This is a genomic window from Agrobacterium sp. ST15.16.055 (genome assembly GCF_027956555.1).
Lineage (GTDB): Bacteria > Pseudomonadota > Alphaproteobacteria > Rhizobiales > Rhizobiaceae > Agrobacterium > Agrobacterium salinitolerans.
The window spans coordinates 69507-89413 of sequence record NZ_JAQKGN010000019.1; the positions used below are offsets into that span (position 1 = coordinate 69507).

At 60.0% G+C, this 19907-nt stretch carries 19 protein-coding genes, 1 tRNA gene and 2 pseudogenes; 1 reads left to right on the forward strand and 21 read right to left on the reverse strand.

Translation table 11 applies throughout. The features are described from left to right. Positions 1-8: 8 nt before the first annotated feature. The 14 genes and pseudogenes from PL599_RS20890 to PL599_RS20955 all read right to left on the reverse strand — a co-directional run bounded on the left by PL599_RS20890 (position 9) and on the right by PL599_RS20955 (position 12557). Positions 9-1076 (reverse strand): ABC transporter ATP-binding protein, encoded by a 1068-nt coding sequence (locus PL599_RS20890; protein WP_077982498.1) that lies wholly within the window; start codon positions 1074-1076, stop codon positions 9-11. A gap of 138 nt (positions 1077-1214) precedes the next feature. Continuing rightward, a complete protein-coding gene (locus PL599_RS20895) occupies positions 1215-2120 on the reverse strand; it encodes an ABC transporter permease (RefSeq protein ID WP_077982499.1) in 906 nt (301 codons plus the stop codon). Beyond that, positions 2110-3054, reverse strand: coding sequence for an ABC transporter permease (locus PL599_RS20900; RefSeq protein WP_077982500.1), 945 nt, complete (start codon positions 3052-3054; stop codon positions 2110-2112). The genes PL599_RS20895 and PL599_RS20900 overlap by 11 nt, the downstream gene beginning before the upstream one ends. Positions 3055-3128: 74 nt before the next feature. Continuing rightward, positions 3129-3617, reverse strand: a complete 489-nt coding sequence (gene cueR, locus PL599_RS20905; protein WP_077982501.1) for a Cu(I)-responsive transcriptional regulator — start codon at positions 3615-3617, stop codon at positions 3129-3131. A gap of 47 nt (positions 3618-3664) precedes the next feature. Next, positions 3665-3964, reverse strand: a pseudogene (locus PL599_RS20910) (2Fe-2S iron-sulfur cluster-binding protein); the annotation flags it as partial. 11 nt (positions 3965-3975) lie between these two features. Next, a complete protein-coding gene (locus tag PL599_RS20915) occupies positions 3976-6471 on the reverse strand; it encodes a heavy metal translocating P-type ATPase (RefSeq protein WP_416372317.1) in 2496 nt (831 codons plus the stop codon). A 236-nt stretch (positions 6472-6707) separates the two neighbouring features. Further along, a tRNA-Leu gene (locus PL599_RS20920) sits at positions 6708-6793 on the reverse strand. A gap of 236 nt (positions 6794-7029) precedes the next feature. Further along, positions 7030-7758 carry a nuclease gene (locus PL599_RS20925; protein WP_217004585.1) on the reverse strand — a complete coding sequence of 243 codons (729 nt, stop codon included), beginning with the start codon at positions 7756-7758 and terminating at the stop codon, positions 7030-7032. A 163-nt stretch (positions 7759-7921) separates the two neighbouring features. After that, entirely contained in the window at positions 7922-8452 is a 531-nt protein-coding gene (locus PL599_RS20930) for a MerR family transcriptional regulator (protein WP_077982504.1), read from the reverse strand. Between the two features lie 272 nt (positions 8453-8724). Further along, positions 8725-9063 carry an integration host factor subunit alpha gene (locus PL599_RS20935; protein WP_003502236.1) on the reverse strand — a complete coding sequence of 113 codons (339 nt, stop codon included), beginning with the start codon at positions 9061-9063 and terminating at the stop codon, positions 8725-8727. A gap of 244 nt (positions 9064-9307) precedes the next feature. Continuing rightward, positions 9308-10279, reverse strand: a complete 972-nt coding sequence (locus PL599_RS20940; protein WP_077982505.1) for a beta-ketoacyl-ACP synthase III — start codon at positions 10277-10279, stop codon at positions 9308-9310. A gap of 4 nt (positions 10280-10283) precedes the next feature. Continuing rightward, positions 10284-11345, reverse strand: a complete 1062-nt coding sequence (gene plsX, locus PL599_RS20945; RefSeq protein WP_269824223.1) for a phosphate acyltransferase PlsX — start codon at positions 11343-11345, stop codon at positions 10284-10286. A gap of 100 nt (positions 11346-11445) precedes the next feature. Beyond that, entirely contained in the window at positions 11446-12009 is a 564-nt protein-coding gene (locus tag PL599_RS20950) for a YceD family protein (protein ID WP_077982507.1), read from the reverse strand. Positions 12010-12017: 8 nt separating this feature from the next. Next, positions 12018-12557, reverse strand: coding sequence for a ubiquinol-cytochrome C chaperone family protein (locus PL599_RS20955; RefSeq protein ID WP_269824222.1), 540 nt, complete (start codon positions 12555-12557; stop codon positions 12018-12020). A 271-nt stretch (positions 12558-12828) separates the two neighbouring features. Between PL599_RS20955 and PL599_RS20960 the strand changes: the two genes are divergently transcribed. Further along, positions 12829-13359 carry an outer membrane protein assembly factor BamE gene (locus PL599_RS20960; protein ID WP_077982509.1) on the forward strand — a complete coding sequence of 177 codons (531 nt, stop codon included), beginning with the start codon at positions 12829-12831 and terminating at the stop codon, positions 13357-13359. Positions 13360-13434: 75 nt separating this feature from the next. On the opposite strand, the gene PL599_RS20965 is transcribed toward PL599_RS20960, so the two are convergent. From PL599_RS20965 to PL599_RS20995, 7 genes and pseudogenes are all read right to left on the reverse strand, one after another. After that, entirely contained in the window at positions 13435-15573 is a 2139-nt protein-coding gene (locus tag PL599_RS20965; RefSeq protein ID WP_269824221.1) for a sodium-translocating pyrophosphatase, read from the reverse strand. Positions 15574-15791: 218 nt separating this feature from the next. Further along, positions 15792-17015 (reverse strand): MFS transporter, encoded by a 1224-nt coding sequence (locus PL599_RS20970; RefSeq protein WP_269824220.1) that lies wholly within the window; start codon positions 17013-17015, stop codon positions 15792-15794. Positions 17016-17094: 79 nt separating this feature from the next. Next, on the reverse strand, positions 17095-17592 hold the full coding sequence (gene nusB / locus PL599_RS20975; protein ID WP_010971444.1) for a transcription antitermination factor NusB: 498 nt from the start codon (positions 17590-17592) through the stop codon (positions 17095-17097). Positions 17593-17596: 4 nt separating this feature from the next. Further along, positions 17597-18043, reverse strand: a complete 447-nt coding sequence (gene ribH / locus PL599_RS20980) for a 6,7-dimethyl-8-ribityllumazine synthase (RefSeq protein WP_077982966.1) — start codon at positions 18041-18043, stop codon at positions 17597-17599. Positions 18044-18207: 164 nt separating this feature from the next. Continuing rightward, positions 18208-18836, reverse strand: a pseudogene (locus PL599_RS20985) (LysE family translocator). A gap of 124 nt (positions 18837-18960) precedes the next feature. Continuing rightward, positions 18961-19572 carry a riboflavin synthase gene (locus PL599_RS20990; protein WP_142912554.1) on the reverse strand — a complete coding sequence of 204 codons (612 nt, stop codon included), beginning with the start codon at positions 19570-19572 and terminating at the stop codon, positions 18961-18963. Next, on the reverse strand, positions 19572-19907 hold a 336-nt coding region (locus PL599_RS20995), incomplete at its 5' end, for a RibD family protein (RefSeq protein WP_271359861.1). The genes PL599_RS20990 and PL599_RS20995, both read right to left, overlap by 1 nt.

A 19907-nucleotide genomic window follows, 5' to 3' on the forward strand; every position in this document is an offset into this window, starting at 1 on the left:
CGCCTCCTTCAACAAACCGCATGGTCGGCATGGTCGTGACCGGCCTGGTCGTCGCCGACTGCCCAGCACCGCGCCTTGCGCCCTTCAGGCAAGGCATTCAATGCAGGCTCCATTGCCATGCAGCGGCTTCCCATGCCTTCAGACTTTGCGAGCGCGCAACGCGGATGAAACCGGCAACCGCAGGACATGTCGTGGGCCTGTGCGCCCGAACCGGGGATCGTCAGCAACTGTCCCTCGCCGTCGGTGGTCAGCAGCGAACAGCTGATGAGCGCCTTGGTATAGGGGTGCTGCGGCGCCTTGAGGATCGCCTGGGTCGGCCCTTCCTCGACAATGCGGCCGGCATACATGACCGCGATCCGGTCTGCGAAGGCGGCAACGACCGAGAGATCGTGGGTGATGAGCAAAGTGGCAAGCCGGCGCTTGCGGCGCTCGTCATCGAGCAGGCGGAGTATCTGTGCCTGAACGGTGACATCAAGCGCCGTCGTCGGTTCGTCGGCGATCAGAAGCTGCGGATTGCCTGACAGTGCAGCGGCAATCATGACACGTTGCGCCATGCCGCCGGAAAGCTCATGCGCAAAGCATTGCGCCCGCGCCGACGGATCGGGAATGCCGACATCCGAAAGAAGGCCGACGACCCGGTTAAGCGCGGCGTGCCGGCTCATTTTACGGTGGATCCAGAGCGGCTCCGCGACCTGCGTCCTCACCCGACTGGTCGGGTCGAGCATGGCCTGCGGCTGCTGGAACAGCATGCTGATATCGGCCCCGCGCAGTGCATCGAGTTCGGAAGATGAAAGAGCGAGAATGTCGCGGCCGGCAAAGGAAATGCGGCCGGAATTGATTTCCGCGCCCTGCGGCAAAAGTCGCATCAGCGACAGCGCCGTCATGCTCTTTCCCGATCCGGATTCGCCGACGAGAGCGACGACTTCGCCGGCGTTGACGGAAAGCGTCAGGCCCGAAATAACAAACTTGCGGCCATTTTGCGCCGGCACTGAAACGTGCAGGTCCTCTATCTCCAGAAGCGGTGCGCATTCAGGGGATATGGCCGTATTTGCAAGCGTTTGTCCTTCGATATTCATAAGAGTTCCCCTTATTTTTATTGAATCGGAGGCATTGCGTATTTTCATGCGGCTTCAGACGATATTACTCTCCCTCCTGCTCCGTTGCGTCGTCCATGTTTGGCAATCGTCAAATCCGTCATTGCCCGCCCGCAGGCGTCAATGACCGTTGGTTTTCTTTGTTTCCAAATTCAGGCCATGGCCGATCCACGTTACGCTGAGCGCCGCCAAGAAGATCGCCAGACCCGGTGCGATGACGAGAACGGGCATCCGTTCCGCGTAAGCCTGCGCATCGGCCAACATCAGCGCCCAGTCGGCGGCCGGCGGCTGTACGCCAAGGCCCAGAAACGACAACCCGCCAACCGTGATCAGCTTGTGGCCGAAGCGCAGGAACGCCACCGCCGCAATCGGCCAGATCGTGTTGGGAATAATATGCCGGAAGATAATGAAGCGCCGTGTGCAGCCGAGCACCTCGGCGGCGCGGATATATTCGCGCGAATTGATCGAGAGCGTCAGTCCCCGCGCTAGTCGTGCAAAAGGTGTCCACCCGACGATCGTCAGCGACGCGATCAGCGTGCCATATCCCGGACCGAAAATGGCCACGAGGAAAATCGCGATTACCACGTCCGGTATGGCGATGAGCAGGTCCACGATGCGCATCAGCACCTCGTCGAGGATGCCGCGGCTGCGGCCGCTGATGATGCCGATGAAGGTCCCGATCACGACAGAGAGAATGACGGTGACGGCGGCAATGGTGACCGTGAAGCGGCCGCCGACCAGCAGCCGGCTGAGCACATCGCGGCCCAGGTGGTCCGTTCCCAGCCAGTAGAGGGCGCTCGGCGCGTTCAACCGCAGACGCAGGTTCTGCTTTGCCGGATCATAGGGCGAAATCCACGGCGCGATGACCAGCAGCAGGATGATGACCAGAAAGATCGCCGCACCCGCATAGAAGGTCCAGTGACGGCAGCGGATGAAATCCGTAAACCGGGCGAGGCTCGAGGGGCGCTTGGGCGCAGTCATCGGCATGGCGGCGGCAGGCGCGCTCGGGAAGTGACTAATGGTCATGGTGACCTCGCATTGCTGGATTGATCAGGACATAAAAGCTGTCGGCCAAGGTATTGATGAGGATGGAGAGCGCCACGATGCAGATGAAACCGCCCTGCAGCATCGGGATATCGCGATTGACCACGGCGTCGTAGAGAAGCCGGCCCATGCCGGGGATGGCGAAGATGACTTCCACGACCACCGATCCACCCAAAAGGCCCGCGAGCCACAATGCGAAGAAGGTGACGACCGGCAGCGAACCGTTGCGGACGCCATGCCGCAGCACCGTGCTATGCATGCCGAGACCGCGGCTGCGGGCCGCCGTGATATAAGGCGCGCGCAGTACCTCGGCCATGGCCGCGCGCGTCACCTGGGTGAAATAGGCGAGCGGCCTGAGCGTGAGCGTCAATGCGGGAAGCACCAGCGAGCGCCAGCTATCCCATCCGGCTGACGGCAACCAGCCGAGATAAAGCGCAAAGACCAGAGCCGACATGGGCGCAAACCAGTATTCGGGCGTTGCGACGAAGGTCTGGATCATCAGTGTCGCAAAATTATCGAGCCGTCCGCCGGGACGCATGGCCGCCAGCGTACCGAGCGGCAGGGCGACGGCGACCGCGAATGCAAGCGCCGTCAGCGCCAGCGTTACCGACACCCAGAGCGAGCGCATAAGTTCGGCAGCGACGGGCTGGCTGCTGGTGAAAGAAAAACCGAGGTCGCCGCGCAACGCATTCGACAGCCATGCGAAATATTGCACATAAAGCGGCCGGTCGAGCCCGAGACTGACCCGTAGCGCCTCCACCGCATGCGGATCGAGCGCGGTATCGCGCATGCGTGAAAACAAGATGGTGCGAGCCGGATCGCCGCCCGCCATATAGGGTAAAAGAAACGCGATGACGGACACGATCGCCAGCATCAGGCACAGAATAAAGAAGCGCTGTATTACCTGTATCCACATGGCTTGGTCTCCTTCATCGTGATTGGCAATTCGCACTGCATTCATTGCCCGCTCCCCCAAAAGGAACCGGGGGCTTATTTCACTGGGCGCTGTAAATCCATCACCGGGCCTGCTGTGCCCTTCAGCATGCCGGTGCGTTTGGGCACGACGGCAACCGCTGAAAAATCAAGATCTTCCGCATGAGCAAGGTCATGAATGATCGGGCATTCCGGCTCACCATTGTCCGGGCAATAGGTCGCGAGGTTTCGGAGCGTGTCCGCCATCTCCCGCAGCGTATCCATCTTCGCTTCCAGGTCGACGACATGTTCCATGACGATGCGTTTGACATCGCAAGAGGCGCCACCGGGGTCGCGCCAGAGGGTCATGAGTTGCCTGATTTTTTCGATGGAAAAACCGAGATCGCGTCCGCGCCGGATAAAGCGCAGCGTTTCCAAGTCGTTGGCAGTGTAGACCCGATAGCCGGATTCCGTGCGGTTTGCCGATTTGATCAGGCCGATTGTCTCGTAATGCCTGATCATCTTCGCAGAAACACCGGAGGCGGTGGCGGCTGTGCCAATATTCATCGATCCTGCTCCTATCTTTCCGAGGTAGAAAATACATCCGCGCGATTGTCGGAGAGCGGCTCAGCTCCATTGAGCCAGCCGATCACCACGTCGCCTAATGGTACGGCTCGGCATGCAAGCGTCAGACCATCTGCCTTCTCTTCCTCTGTCAGAGAAAAAGGCGTGTGCTTGAGAAGATCGACATCGCCGGAGATCAGCCTGGATTTGCAGGCGCCACAGCGGCCCATACGACAGCCATGCGGATAAGCGATCCCTTCCGCCAAGGCGGCCTGGAGGACAGTCTCGCCCGGCGCCACAGAGATGCTGCGTTCGATCTGCGGCAGGAAAACGGTGTGTTGAAGCGCCATGTCTGCTCCTCCTATTCCGCCGCTGCGAGCTTAAGGCCCGCAGGTCTGTCCACCAGGGGCGCACGGAAGCTCTTCAGGCGTAGCGCGTTCGTCAATACGAAGACGCTGGAAAGCGCCATGGCTCCGGCAGCAAGGACTGGCGACAGCAGAACGCCGTTGACAGGATACAATATTCCAGCCGCGACGGGAACGAGAGCGGCATTGTACGCGAAGGCCCAGAACAGATTCTGGCCGATATTGCGGATCGTGGCCTTGGAGAGTGCGATGGCGTTGGCGACGCCGCGCAGATCGCCGGACATCAGCACCACGTCGGCGCTTTCAATCGCGACATCCGTGCCCGTGCCGATGGCAAGCCCGACATCGGCGGCGGCCAGCGCCGGTGCATCGTTGATGCCGTCGCCGACGAAGGCGACACGTCGACCGCCGGCGGCGAGCCTCTTGACCGCCTCGACCTTGCCGTCGGGCAGGACTTCCGCCACCACCTCGTCAATGCCGAGCCGACGGGCGATGGCTTCAGCGGTGCGGCGGTTGTCACCCGTGATCATCGTCACTTTAAGGCCGAGCGCATGCAGCGCCGCAATCGCCTCCGGGGTCGTCTGCTTGATCGGATCGGCAACGGCGACGATCGCGGCCAGCCTGCCATCGACGGCGGCATAAAGCGGCGACTGCCCTTCCCTGCCCAGCCGCTCGGCATCTTCTGCGAACATCGCGACATCGTGACCGAGCTTGGTCATGAACCGGTCCGCACCTGCTTCCACCCTGCGGCCGTCGACCATGGCTGCAACACCAAAACCGGGGGTCGCCTCGAAGCCCTCCGCATCGACAAGCGTCATGCCGCCATGTTTCGCAGCCTCGACGATCGCTTCGGCAATCGGATGTTCGGAATGGTTCTCCAGCGATGCGACGAGGCGCAACACCTCATCCGCATCGAAGCCCTCTGTCGTGGTAAAATGCACCAGCTTCGGCTTGCCGAGCGTCAGCGTGCCTGTCTTGTCAACAGCGATCACGTCGGCGTCGCGCAGCGTCTGAAGCGCATCGCCACGGCGGAACAACACGCCCATTTCCGCGGCGCGGCCGGTGCCGACCATGATCGAGGTCGGCGTGGCAAGGCCCATAGCACAGGGACAGGCGATGATGAGCACCGCAACCGCATTGACGAGCGCGAAGGTCAAGGCCGGATCTGGCCCGAACATGAACCATACGATGAAGGTGGCGAGCGCTGCCAGCATTACCGCCGGCACGAACCAGTTTGTCACCTTGTCTACCAGCGCCTGAATGGGCAGCTTGTCGGCCTGCGCCTCCTCCACCATGCGGATGATCTGGGCTATCAGCGTATCTGCGCCGACCTTGGTGGCGCGGAAGGTGAAGGAGCCATTGCGGTTCACTGTGCCGCCGACCACCTCGGAACCCTCGGCTTTGGTAACCGGGACCGGCTCACCCGTGATCATCGATTCATCGACATAAGAGGAGCCGCTCAGAACCAGACCATCGACCGGCACTTTCTCACCGGGGCGAACGACGATCACATCACCCGTTCGCACATCCTGTAAAGGTACATCGATTGTTTCGCCATCGCGCAGCACGCGGGCCGACTTGGCCTGCAGGCCGACGAGCCGCTTTATCGCCTCGCTGGTGCGGCCTTTGGCGCGCGCTTCCAGGAAACGACCAAGGAGGATGAGTGAGACGATGACCGCTGCTGCCTCATAATAGACATTGGCCGTGCCACTCGGCAGGATTTTGGGCATGAAGGTTGCGACGACCGAAAACCCCCAGGCGGCGGCGGTGCCCAGCACGACGAGCGAATTCATGTCCGGCGCAAACCGCAGAAGCGCGGGGATGCCTTTTTTGAAGAAGCGCAGGCCGGGACCGAACAGAACCAGCGTGGTCAGCGCAAATTGCAGATACCAGCTTTCCCGCATGCCAACCGTTTCCATCACGAAATCATGGATGGCGGGCACCAGATGCGAGCCCATTTCCAGTACGAAGACCGGCAACGTCAGTGCAGCGGCGACGGCAAGGCTGATTTTGAGGCTCCGCAGTTCCGCCTCGCGCTTGTCCTGCTCTCCATCCGTGGCTTTGTCGGCGACAACCTCACTCGCCTTATAGCCCGCCCGTTTGATGGCATCCGAAAGGTTGGCCGCAGACACGGCGTTGCCGGCAACGCGGACGGTGGCGCGTTCCGTCGCCAGATTGACGCTTGCACCGGAAACACCGGAAACGGCCTTCAACGCCTTTTCGACACGTCCGACGCAGGAGGCGCAGGTCATGCCCTCAATATCGAGTTCGATGGTTTTTTCTTCGACGCCGTAACCGGCCTGCCGCACCGCCTCGATAACGGCCGGCACATCCGGCGACCCGGAAAAGGAAATGTCGGCACGTTCCGTTGCCAGATTGACCGAAGCTTTCAAAACGCCCGGCACCTTGGCAATCGCCTTTTCCACGCGGCCGACACAGGAGGCGCATGTCATGCCATCGATCGCAATCTGATGACTCGCCCGGAGCTCCATTTGTGACATGCGTATGACCCCTCTTTTCTTGTGTTGAAAAAAGATAGGGCTTCCCATCGTGGCAAGGTCAAGAGGTTCTTTTTGATGATTCCCGGGGAAAAATGCCTCCCTCGTAATCAAGCTCATTTTTTAGGCGCGCGCGGGCGTTCGCGCGATTTACACCCAAAAGCCGGGAACCCCGTTTAAATGCCCCGAAATCGCAGGAAAACGAAAAGAAAATTTTAATCAGGATGATATGGTGCGGACGGCGGGACTTGAACCCGCAAGACCAATGGTCGGCAGATTTTAAGTCTGCTGCGTCTACCGATTTCGCCACGTCCGCATTGCCGCGCCACGAACCGTTCCGGCCGGGGCGTTACAAAAAATCGTCATGCTGCCGGCGCCCGGCGCTGGGGTCCGGTCCCGAAGATGACTGAGCCTCATCTACACAGGCCGAACCGTTTCGGTCAACGGGGCCTCAGAGCATTTCCAGGAAAAGTGGAACCCGGTTTTCCGTCCGGGAAGGCGGCGAACCAAGAGCGAGAGCGTTTTCGCGATTCGACAAAAAGCGAGAATGCTCTACCCACACCAGGACTGATTTTTTGCCGATGCCGGATGCGCGAGCCCTTCGCGCACGAGTTGATCGGCGAAGGATACGCCCGAACGCGAAAGCCGTTTGCGTTCCGTGGCTTGCCCGCCCGCAGCACCGCCGGACGCCACATCGAAGGCTCCGGCATTCAACATGTCACGAAGCCTGACCTTCGCAATGAAACCGCGCTGGCGCTCTTCCATGCAGCGCGCCCGGTCGATCTGCGGCACTTCTATGCCGGCAAGCTGCATTTTCACGCCCCTCATCCAGAAGGTGTTGCCGTCGGCCACGCAATTGTTGAGGCCGGAACGACCGCAGAAGGCAAAAGTACCGCTTTTTTCACCGAGCGAAATTTTTTCGACCGAAGGACGGGTTTCCGGCAAGATAGCGGCGACCTGGCTCGGCTGCGAGGCGGACGGCATGGCGATCGAGCGCGGTGGCACCGGGCCGTTGCCGGGCAGAGCTGGCGATGCGGGGCGAATGGACGCCACTTTCTCCCGCGTGACGGAATCGCGTTTGGCCACCGTGGCAACTTTCGAAGAACTCGTGGTCGAAGATGTCGCCTTTGCAACATGCCGCTGCGGCAAAAGACTGTCGCGATGTTCGTAAGCCTGAATGCCGCCGGCGACGACGCCCAGCATCAGCACCCAGGGCCAAACGCTACCGCCGCTCGATTTCTTCGCCGTGCGGCGTCGTGCTGTCGATTTTCGGTTGCTCACGATCGGACTCCTTTCAACGGAGCGCATTATCGGCCAAAGGAGTTTCCGAAAGGTTGGCGTTGCCGGGCGTTTTCGCTTTTCACAGAAAAGGGGGAAACGCCCTAACCCCTTGTTTTCTCGATTTCCCGAATGGAAAGCACGCAAATGAGCTGTGGATAAACCGTCAGCGGACCTGATCGAGAAGGCGCTTGCATTCGAGGAGGTCGAACAGGGCTTCCTGCAAAAGCGCCTGATCGTCCTTGCCGATGCTCGACTTGCCGACCGATATTTCCGCATCGCCGCCACCGCCGAAGCCAAAAAAACGGCCGCTTGGCTTGGCCTTCGGACGGCCGACCACCTCGTCCCCATCGGTATCGACGACACGCGGTTCGGCGACTTCCTTTTCACCGCTCGCCGCCATGATGGCTTCCATGGTTGCGAGATCACCGGAGGCGATGGCCGCCACGAAGCGGTTACCATTGGCTTTCAGCAGCTTCTGTACGCCCTTAATGGTGTAGCCATGGTCATAAAGAAGGTGACGGATACCCTTCAGGAGATCGATATCGTCAGGGCGGTAATAACGGCGGCCCCCGCCCCGTTTCATCGGCTTGATCTGCGGAAAGCGTGTTTCCCAGAAACGCAGCACATGCTGCGGCAGGTTCAACTCATCCGCCACTTCACTGATCGTCCGAAACGCGTCGGGGCTTTTATCCAAATTTCCACTCCCATCCGAACCGGAGCGCCATGCATCCGGCCGGACACTGAACGAGAACGCTTTTCACACGCCGGTCAAACATCGCGCGACATCCGTTCTGAACCCGCGCAGACGCCATTGCGGCGAGATACAAATCACTAAAATTGATTATGATGTGAGTCGACCGGATTTCAACGGCTTGCACGTTGAAATTCAAGCATGTTCACAAGAAGAATGGGAAAAAGGCTTACGATACGACAAAAATGCGTGTCGCTTATAACTCTAGAGAAGGATTATGCTCCGGCCTTCTGGCCCTTCTGCTTGGCCTTGCGGGCCGTATGGGCCTTCAGAATGCGCTGCTTCAGCACATTCGAGGCCTTGAAGGTCATGACGCGACGTGGGGAGATCGGAACTTCCTCGCCCGTCTTGGGGTTGCGGCCGATACGCTCGTTCTTTTCCCGGATTTGAAACGTCGCGAAGGAAGAAAGCTTGACGACTTCGCCGCGGGTGATCGCGTTGCAAATTTCGTCAATGATCGTCTCGACCAGTTCAGCGGATTCGGTGCGGGACAGCCCGACTTTACGAAACACAGATTCTGCAAGATCTGCGCGTGTCACTGTCTTCCCGGCCATTTTTCCCCACAAACCGTGTCTGAACTCTTCTCTAGGAGCCGCCGAGATTATTTCCCTTGTGGCGACCGGTCAAGGGATTGTTCCAGATTCATTTGAGGCTTTCGGCAATCAGTGCAAGGGCTTAGGGCGAGTGATACGCTTTTGACACAGGCTCGGGCCGCTCCGGCGCGTCCGATCAAGGCGTGAGCGCGAAAATCACAACCGAATTCGCGCCATCGCCCCAGCAAACGCGAAAATCGCGCCTTTACCAGCGCAGCAGCACCGCGCCCCAGGTGAAGCCGCCGCCCATGGCCTCCAGCATCACCAGATCGCCCTTCTTGATGCGTCCATCACCGGCGGCAACGGCGAGCGCCAGCGGAATGGAGGCGGCCGAGGTGTTGCCGTGCTGATCGACGGTGATCACGACTTTTTCCGGGTCTATGTTAAGCTTCTTGGCTGAACCGTCGATGATGCGCTTGTTGGCCTGGTGCGGAACCAGCCAGTCGAGATCGTCGGCCGTTGTGCCGGTCGCCTCGAAGGCCTGCTCGATGACGTCGGTGATCATGCCAACGGCGTGCTTGAATACTTCCCGGCCTTCCATGCGCAGATGACCGACCGTGCCTGTGGTGGAAGGACCGCCATCGACATAGAGCTTTTCCTTGTGCGAGCCGTCGGAGCGCAGCTGTGCGGTCAGGATGCCGCGATCGGCGGAGGTGCCTTCACCCTCACCGGCCTCCAGAACCAGCGCGCCGGCGCCGTCACCGAAGAGGACGCAGGTCGTGCGGTCCTTCCAGTCGAGGATGCGCGAGAAGGTCTCAGAGCCGATCACCAGAACGCGCTTGGCCATGCCGCCGCGAATATAGAGATCGGCGGTCGATACGGCATAAACGAAACCGGAGCAGACGGCCTGCATGTCGAAGGCGAAACCGTGGGTCATGCCAAGACGGTTCTGGATGTTCACCGCCGTTGCCGGAAAGGTGTTATCCGGGGTCGAGGTGGCCAGAATGATGAGGTCGATATCGTCGGGCGTGAGGCCGGCATTGTCGAGGGCGGCACGCGCCGCCGCTTCGCCGAGAGACGCGGTGGTTTCACCTTCGCCGGCGATATAACGCTGACGGATGCCAGTGCGCTGCACGATCCATTCGTCTGACGTCTCGACGACACCTTCGATTTCACTGTTGGTCATGACACGCTTCGGAAGCGCTGCCCCGAAACCACGAACTATAGAGCGGATCATTCCCTTATTCCTCGTCAGCCACGAGAGCTTCGGGCGCCGGGGGCGGAAGCCGTCTTGCGTGGTAAATTTTCAAATCATTCTCAATCTTGGCCGTCAGGCCGTTATGAACCATGTCGTAGCCGACATCCACGGCGGAGGCAAAACCAACGGCATCCGTGCCGCCATGGCTCTTGATGACGATGCCGTTGAGGCCCAGAAACACGCCGCCATTGACCTTGCGCGGGTCCATCTTTTCCCTCAGCACATCGAAGGCACTTTTTGCGAGGATATAACCGATCTTGGCGAAGAAGCTGCGGGAGATCGCCTCGCGCAGAAGCGTGGTGATCTGGCGCGCGGTGCCTTCGGCGGCCTTGAGCGCGATATTGCCGGTGAAACCTTCGGTCACCACCACATCCACCGTGCCCTTGCCGATATCGTCGCCTTCGACAAACCCGCGATAATCGATGGTGGCGAGATCGGCCTCGCGGATCAGACGTCCGGCCTCACGCACCTCTTCCTGACCCTTGACCTCCTCGACGCCGACATTCAGCAGGCCGACGGTCGGACGGTCGATATCGAACAGCGCACGCGCCATGGCGCCGCCCATCAGGGCGAAATCGAGAAGCTGCTGGGAATCGGCGCCGATCGTGGCGCCGACATCAAGAACGATGCTTTCGCCTTTCAGCGTCGGCCAGATGCCGGCAATCGCCGGGCGCTCCACCCGCGCCATGGTGCGCAAACAGAATTTCGCCATGGCCATCAAGGCGCCGGTATTGCCGGCGGAAACGGCGACATCGGCTTCACCGAGCTTCACGGCTTCAATGGCGCGCCACATGCTGGAGACGTAGCGGCCGCGGCGCAGCGCCTGGCTCGGTTTCTCGTCCATGCTGACCGAGACTTCACAATCGTGAAAGACCGACTTTTCCCGAAGCGTGGGATATTGTGCCAGAATGGGGTCGCATTTGCTCTTCTGCCCGTAGAGCAGAAAAGTTACATCGTTGTGCCGTTCAAGCGCCTTGGCGGCACCGGGTATGGCAACATCTGGGCCGAAATCGCCACCCATGACGTCAATTGCAATTCTGATCACTCGTCCCTTATCCTTCTTGCCGCCAACCAAGCGGATTTCGCGCGAAAATACCTTTTCCGGCTCTTGTTACAATAAAATTATTTCAGCCCGGCTGGGCCATTCAGTCTTTTTTCCAATCTTTCAACACGGCAAAGGGCGATGGCGGCTTGTCATCGTCGGCCTCTTTTTCAGCCTTTTCGGCAAATTCCACATTCGGCTTGCGCGGATAAGGGTCGATGGCAAGGGCCGCAAATTCGGCAACCACGGCACCGACATCGATGCTGTCGCCGGTGAACTGGTCGGGAATGTCGGGACCATCGGGATCGAGTACGATCTCGCCTTCTTCGTTCGTCACCATCCGCGCCAGCTTCGATCCTTCCGGCACGAAAATATGCTCCACGGTCTCATCGATCTTGCTCGAAACCGGTTCCAGCGTCACGACGCAGGATTGAGTGACCGCCGCATGCACTTCGCCCTTGATCTTGATGCCATCCTTCTTCCAGCGGGTTACCTGCAGCTCCGCCTTCAGATATTCGACGGAGACCACATCCCAGAATTTCGCAAGCGCCTTCAACTCCTCGGCGCTGGCTTCGAGACCAATCCTGACCGGATTGGCGGAAATATGGCCTACCTTGACGGGATAGGAAAAAGGCAGATCATCATTTGCGGGGTGTCGCGCGTTCATCGTGAACCTCATTGTCCAGGCAGGGGCAGCGTCAGGCTTCCGGTTGCTATCGTTTCTTCGGACTGGGCGGCAAGCTCCGTGGATGCATCCATCATCCAGCCTGCCAGCCCTTCCATCTCGGGTGCCTTCTCATCTACCTGCGGATATATATTGCGCCGGAGCGCCGCGGCAAGGGCGACACGGTCGGAAGCATCCAGCGCCGCCGCATAGGATTCCAGCCGCCCATAGAACATGCCGGCGAATTTCTTCATGCGTTTCGGCACACCCTGATCGCCTATCCCCAATTCGCGGATGGAATGATCGAGGTCCTGAAAAAAGGCGTCGACGATCTCCTGGGCGATTTCCTGCCCGCTGACACCTGACGATTTGGTGCGGCGAAAATAGAGAATCATGATGACCGACAGCATCTCGAAGCGGCCCATGACCGTGTCGGGCACACCGAAGTCGAGATAAAACCCGGGCGCGCGGGCGGCAGCCGTCAAGGTCGCATATTGCCGGTCGACTATGGCGCGATTGTTGTTTTTCTGTCTGAACAGCCCGAATATCATCGTTTTTTTTCCGAAGGGGACGGGTGAATTCGCTTACCGCCCATCGCACTTGTTGCATGATCGTCAAAGCTGGTTTACCGAAGCATCCACGAATTGCAATGCTGTCACGGTCACGTTCGTCTTTGGGCTGAAACAGTCGAAGAGAACCGGAGGAGTTCCAGAAGGTCGGGAAAGCATTGAATTTGGGGGGTGATCGGGATTTTCCGTCCCCGGATTGACACAATCATGTGCACAGACACTGTGCACCACGCAATGCCGGAAGGTGCCATTCATGATCGCAGTCGGGGAAAAGCAGTTGAGCAAGCAGAAATCCGCAAGTCACGGCAAAATTCTGAGCAAGACCGCCATCGCAATCGTGCTCGCATCCGGCCTGCTTTCCGCCTGCACGAGCACGACAGACGTATTTCACAACGGCTACGTCATGGACGAGCAGGCCCTCCAGCTGATCCCCGAAGGTTCCAGCCGTGAGCAGGTTCTCCTGACCATGGGCACGCCTTCCACCACGGCGACTTTCGGCAACGAGGTGTTCTATTACATCTCGCAGAAGCGCGTACGCCGCGCGGCTTTCATGAAGCCGTCGCTGGTCGAGCAGAACATTCTCGCCATCTACTTCAACAAGGACGGCGTGATCGAGCGCAAGGCCAATTATACGCTGCAGGACGGCAAGGTATTCGACACGATTTCGCGCACCACGCCGACGGGCGGCAAGGACCTCACCTTCCTGCAGCAGCTGCTTTCCGGCGGCACCTCGGGCGCCAATATCGCCAAGAGCATTCTCGGTCAGGGTGGGAACACCCCCTGATCGGAAGAAGGATAATAAATTCAAAGGCCCGGGGAGCGATCCCCGGGCCTTTTCATTTGGCGGAAACGTCAGCCTTCAGTGGGCAAGAACAGCCAGCAGCAGCAGTGCCACGATATTGGTGATCTTGATAGCCGGGTTGACGGCCGGACCCGCGGTATCCTTGTAGGGATCGCCGACCGTGTCGCCCGTTACCGATGCCTTGTGCGCCTCGGAACCCTTGACGTGGCGCACGCCGTCCTTGTCGATGAAGCCATCTTCGAAGCTCTTCTTGGCGTTGTCCCAGGCGCCACCACCCGACGTCATGGAAATTGCCACGAACAGCCCGTTGATGATGACACCCAGCAGGGACGCACCCAGCGCGGCAAAGGCTGATGCCTTGGAGCCAGAGATCAGCAGAACGCCGAAATAAACCACGAGCGGCGCCAGAACGGGCAGAAGCGACGGAATGACCATTTCCCTGATCGCCGCCTTGGTCAAAAGGTCCACGGCCCTGCCGTAGTCCGGCTTTTCCGTACCGGCCATGATGCCGGGTTTTTCGCGGAACTGGCGGCGGACCTCCTCAACGATGGCGCTTGCCGCCTTGCCCACCGCCGTCATGGCGATGCCGCCGAAGAGATAGGGAATGAGACCACCGAACAGCAGGCCGGCAACCACGTAAGGATTGGCGAGGCTGAAGGAAATCTCACCTATATCCTTGAAGTAGGGATAGGTCTCGCCATTGGCGGCGAAATAGGAGAGGTCGTTGGCATAGGCCGCAAATAGCACCAATGCGCCGAGACCAGCCGAACCGATGGCGTAACCCTTGGTCACCGCCTTGGTGGTGTTGCCGACGGCGTCCAGCGCATCGGTCGCCTTGCGCACATCAGGATCGAGACCGGCCATTTCGGCGATACCGCCCGCATTGTCCGTGACGGGGCCGAAGGCGTCGAGCGCGACGATCATGCCCGCCAACCCGAGCATGGCGGTGACGGCGATGCCGGTGCCGAACAGGCCGCCGAGCTGGTAGGTTCCGATGATGCCGCCGACGATGACGATGGCCGGCAGCGCCGTCGATTCCAGCGAGACCGCAAGGCCCTGGATGACGTTGGTGCCATGGCCGGTAACCGATGCCTGGGCGATGGAGTTGACCGGTCGCTTGTTGGTGCCGGTGTAATATTCGGTAATGACGACGATCAGCGCCGTTACGACGAGGCCGACCAATCCGCAGAAGAAGAGATTGGTGCCGGTGATTTCCATGCCGGCCACCGTGCCAACCGTTCCCCAGCCGACCGTGGCATGAGTGGCGACCGCAAGACCGGCGACCGAGAACACGCCAGTGGCGATCAGCCCCTTGTAGAGCGCGCCCATGATGGAGTTGTTGGTGCCGAGCTTCACGAAGAAGGTGCCGGCAATCGAGGTCAGGATGCAGGCACCGCAGATCGCCAGCGGATAGACCATGGCGCTTTCCAGAATCGGCGTTCCCGCAAAAAAGATCGCGGCAAGAACCATGGTCGCGACCACGGAGACGGCATAGGTTTCGAACAGGTCGGCCGCCATACCGGCGCAATCACCGACGTTATCGCCGACATTGTCGGCAATGGTTGCGGGGTTGCGCGGATCGTCCTCGGGAATGCCCGCTTCCACCTTGCCGACGAGATCGCCGCCGACATCCGCACCCTTGGTGAAGATGCCGCCGCCGAGACGGGCGAAGATGGAGATCAGCGAAGCGCCGAAACCGAGCGACACCAGCGCGTCGATAACAGCGCGCGAGCCGGGCGGATGGCCAAGGACGGACGTCAGAACGAAATAATAGATGGAAACGCCAAGCAGCGCGAGGCCGGCGACCAGCATGCCGGTAATGGCGCCCGACTTGAAGGCGATATCGAGGCCGGCACCAAGGCTATGAGATGCAGCCTGCGCCGTGCGCAGATTGGCGCGCACGGAGACATGCATGCCGACAAAACCGGCGACACCAGACAGAACCGCGCCGATGATGAAACCTATGGCGGCCATGGATGACAGAAGATACCAGGCCAGAACGGCGACGATCAGCCCGACGATGGCGATGGTGAGATATTGACGGGTGAGATAAGCCTGCGCACCTTCACGGATAAAACCTGCTATTTCACGCATACGCTCGTTGCCCTGATCGGCGTCGAGAACGCTCTTGGTCGCCCATACCGCGTAAACCACGGACAGGACACCGCATAAAATTACTATGGGTATTACGGTCATGCGCACTTACCTCCCAAAAGGCCGGGTCTCACTCCCTCCCCGGCGTGGCGAAACCTTGTGCAGGGAGATGCGGACGGCCTGTCCCAAATCCCGTCTTGGGCATTTGTTCCCCTCCCAAGGAAAAATGTCCTCGCAGCGGAGATTGCGTTGGCGCGAGGTGTCGCGTCAAGCCCACAAATTTGCCTGAAACTTGAAAGGAGTAGAGCGTGGCGCGAGACTCAGGCCGCTTTTTTGCGACTTGTCAGGACGAGCGACAGGACAAGCAGAAGGCAAAGCCCGGCAACCGGCCAAATAACGAGGTTCATTACCGACCAGCCCCAAGCCGTAAACACCTTGCCGGAAGAGAAGGATGACAGGGCCACGGTGCCGAACAGCACGATATCGTGGAAGCCCTGCACCTTGTCCGCCTCATGCGGGCGATAGCTTGACGTGATGATTGCGGTTGCGCCGATAAAACCGAAATTCCAACCGAGCCCGAGAAGGACGAGAGCCGCCCAGAAGTTCCACAACTCGATGCCCATATGCGCGACGATGGCGCAGGCCATCAGCACGATGAGGCCCGCCGCGACGATTTTTTCCGAACCGAATCGGGAAATCAGCATGCCGGTGAAGAAGCTCGGGCCGAACATGGCGAGAACGTGCCACTGGATGCCAAGCGTGGCGAGTTCCGTCGGGAAGCCGCAGCCGACTACCATGGCGAGCGGTGCGCCGGTCATCATGAAGGTCATCAAGGCGTAGGAGCCTATGCCGCAGATCATGCCCGTGATGAAACGCTGGGTTCGGACGATTTCCGACAACGGCCTTGGCGCCTCAGCGTGCGTGGCGGCAGCCTTGGGATCGGGCAGTTTCAAGAACGCCAAAATGACAATGGATAAAAGCCCCAGCGGAACAAGCGCGATAAAGGCCCCCGCAAAGGTGACCGGCGCAAGCAGGTCCTTGCCGAAAATCGCGAGCTGTGGTCCGACGATGGCCGAGATGATGCCGCCAGCCAGAATCCAGGAGATCGCTTTCGGTTTGTAGAAGGATGGCGAGGCGTCAGCTGCGGCGAAGCGAATTTTTTGCGTAAAGCCGCCGGAAATGCCGATCAGCAGCAGACCGAGGGCAAACAGCCAGAAATCGGAGCGGAAGAGCGCGACCGCGGCAATGCCGCCGCCGACAGAGCACATCAGCGCCCCGACCATGAAGCCTGCCTTGCGGCCGAGGAAGCGGGATGCGGCCGCCACGCAGATCGCGCCGAGCGCAACGCCGATATTGAAGCCGGTGAGAGGCGCGGTCGCCAGCGACTTGTCCGTCCCGAGCAACTGATAGCCGGCAAGCGCGCCGACCGAAAAGCTTAAGGGCGCGGCCGATCCCATGATCGCCTGCGCCATGGTCAGGAGGAAGACATTGCGCTTCGCTTCGTCCAGTTGAACTTCAAGTCCGGGGACGGAAACCGCGCTCATCTCTTCCTCATTTGTTTTAGAGAATTTTCGCATTTCCGGACGGAAAAGCGGATTCCGTTTTTCCTCGAAATGCTCTCATTCAGCGTTTTGCCTCGCCGCGAACCTGTTTGGCAATGCGATCCAGAACCGCATTCACCAGCTTGGGCTCGTCATGCTCGAAGAAAGCACGGGCGATTTCCACATATTCCGTGACGATGACGGCGACCGGCACGTCCTTGCGCTCGAGAATCTCGAAGGTGCCGGCACGCAGGATGGCGCGCACGGTGGCATCGAGGCGCGACAGCGGCCAATCTTCCAGAAGGGCGGAGCGCACCAAGGGATCGATCTTCGTCTGATCGCGGACGACGCCGGAAACAATCGAACGGAACCATGAAGGATCGGCCTTCAGGTAGGTATCGCCATCGACTTCCTGGCCGAGACGGTGCGCCTCATATTCGGCAACAACTTCCATCACACCGGTTCCGCCGACATCCATCTGGTACAGCGCCTGCACGGCCGCAAGGCGGGCCGCGCCGCGCTGGTTGGCGGGCTTTACCGAAGGCTGGCGCGGTTCGCCGCCGTTTTCAACATCCGACATGCGTTCAGCCACCCAGTTTCTTCTTCAGCTCAATCATAGTCAGAGCCGCACGGGCCGCGAAGCCGCCCTTGTCCTTGTCGGAGCGGCGCACGCGCGCCCAGGCCTGCTCGTCATTTTCGACGGTGAGGATGCCATTGCCGATCGGCAGCGATTCGCTGACGGCGAGATCCATCAGGGCGCGGGAGGATTCATTGGCGACGATATCGAAGTGATAGGTCTCACCACGAATGACCATGCCGAGCGCAACGAAACCGTCATACTCCGTGCCGTCATTGTCTGCGCCATCGAGCGCCATCGCGATGGCCGCGGGGATTTCCAGCGCGCCGGGAACGGTGATGACGTCATAGGTGGCGCCGGCTTCATCAAGCGCGAACTTCGCGCCTTCGAGAAGCGCATCCGCCATATCGTCGTAAAAACGTGCTTCCACGATAAGAAGATGGGGTTGGGACATGATATTTTCCTGAAAAGCTTGACGCCGGATCATACCGGCTTTTGCGGCGGTCAAACCACGGCTGGCCGTTTTTGGCAAGTAATTTCATGTGTCACCGTCGCAAGAGGCCGCGTTTGCGGGGCATTTGGCCGGGTTTCACGTCTTCCGGCGCGGCTCCGCGACAATCAGGTTTTCTGGAAGGCGAGATGGACGCCAAGCCCCATCAGCACCGTCCCGGCAGCGCGGCGGGCAAGCACCTGCACCGCGCTGGAACGCTTCAAACGTCCGACCATGGCGCCCGCCAGAAGGACACCGACGAGATCGGCCGAGGAAAAAATGAAATTGACGGCGATGCCGAGGATCAGGAACTGCAACCAGACCGGAAAGGCAGCCGCCGGATCGACAAATTGCGGCAGGAAGGCCAGAAAGAACAGCGCCGTCTTCGGATTGAGCACATCGACGATGATGCTGTCGATAAAGGCGCGGCGGGCCGATTTCGGCTCGATGGTCAGATTGACCGCCCCTCGAGCTTGCTGCGCAGCATCGAGAAACCGAGCCAGACGAGATAAAGCGCGCCGCAGAGCTTCACGGCGAGATAAAGCCAGGGAACGGCCTGAAACAGCACCGAAAGCCCTGCCGCAGAAGCGAAAATGTGGAAATAGCAGCCGACATGGATGCCAAGCACCGCCATCAGCCCGGCAAACCGGCCGCGCGCCATGGTTTGCGCCGCCGCATACAGCATGGCGGGACCGGGGATATAGGCGAACAAGGCGGTGGTTATGAAAAAGGCTGTCAGCAGTTCGAAGGACGGCATGATGTATTTCCCCTACCCCGTTTGGAGCCCCAAAACGTCTTTATAACGTTTACGCTCCAATCGGAAGCAGGGTGTCGGACAAGAATTGATCTGCCGCGACGTCCGCTGACTCATCCTCCTCAGTTTAAGCCGGCGGAAATTCTGCAAGCCTTGCGGCGTAACGCGCCATGGTGTCGACTTCGAAATTCACGAAATCGCCCGGCTGGCGTTCGCCCCAGGTGGTGACGGCGAGCGTATGGCGGATCAACAGCACGTCGAAATCTGTGCCTTCGACGGCGTTGACGGTCAGCGAGGTGCCGTCGAGCGCCACGGAACCCTTGGGTGCCACGAATTTCGCCAGATGCTCCGGAGCGCGCAGGCGAATGCGCACCGCCTCGCCTTCGGGTTCCACCGAAAGTATTTCCGCCTTGCCATCGACATGGCCGGAAACGATGTGGCCGCCAAGCTCATCGCCGATCTTCAGCGCCCGTTCCAGATTGACATGGGTACCCTTTTGCCAGCCGGCAATCGTTGTCAGGCGCAGCGCCTCTTCCCAGGCCTCGACCTCGTACCAGCGCTCATTGCTGCCGTCCTCCGGCAGTCTCGTCACCGTCAGGCAGACGCCGCCATGGGAGATCGATGCGCCCATATCGATGGTCTTTGGATCGTAATTGGTCGCCACCCGCAGACGCACGCCTTCGGCCAGAGCTTCCAGCTCGGATACGGTTCCGACATCGGTGACAATTCCGGTAAACATCAAATCGGCCTTTCATAACAGAAGCAGCGATCCGGCCCATGGGCGGTCTCGCTGACCAGAGCATAGTCGCCCGTGATATCGGCACGGTTGAGCGGCGTTTCAATGCCGCCCTCACCGATCACGACCGGGCTTTCGAACAGCATGATACGGTCCACCAGCCCCGCTTCAAGGAATGATTTTGCGGCAAAGGCGCCGCCTTCGACCAGAAGTTCCGACATGCCACGTTCGGCAAGGGTTTGGAGGAGGTTTTCGAGCGTTGGGGCTTCAAGAATCTGGACGCCGGCGTCGGTGAGAAGTTGGCGGCGGCGGTCGCGGCTACCCCCCTCTGCCCTGCC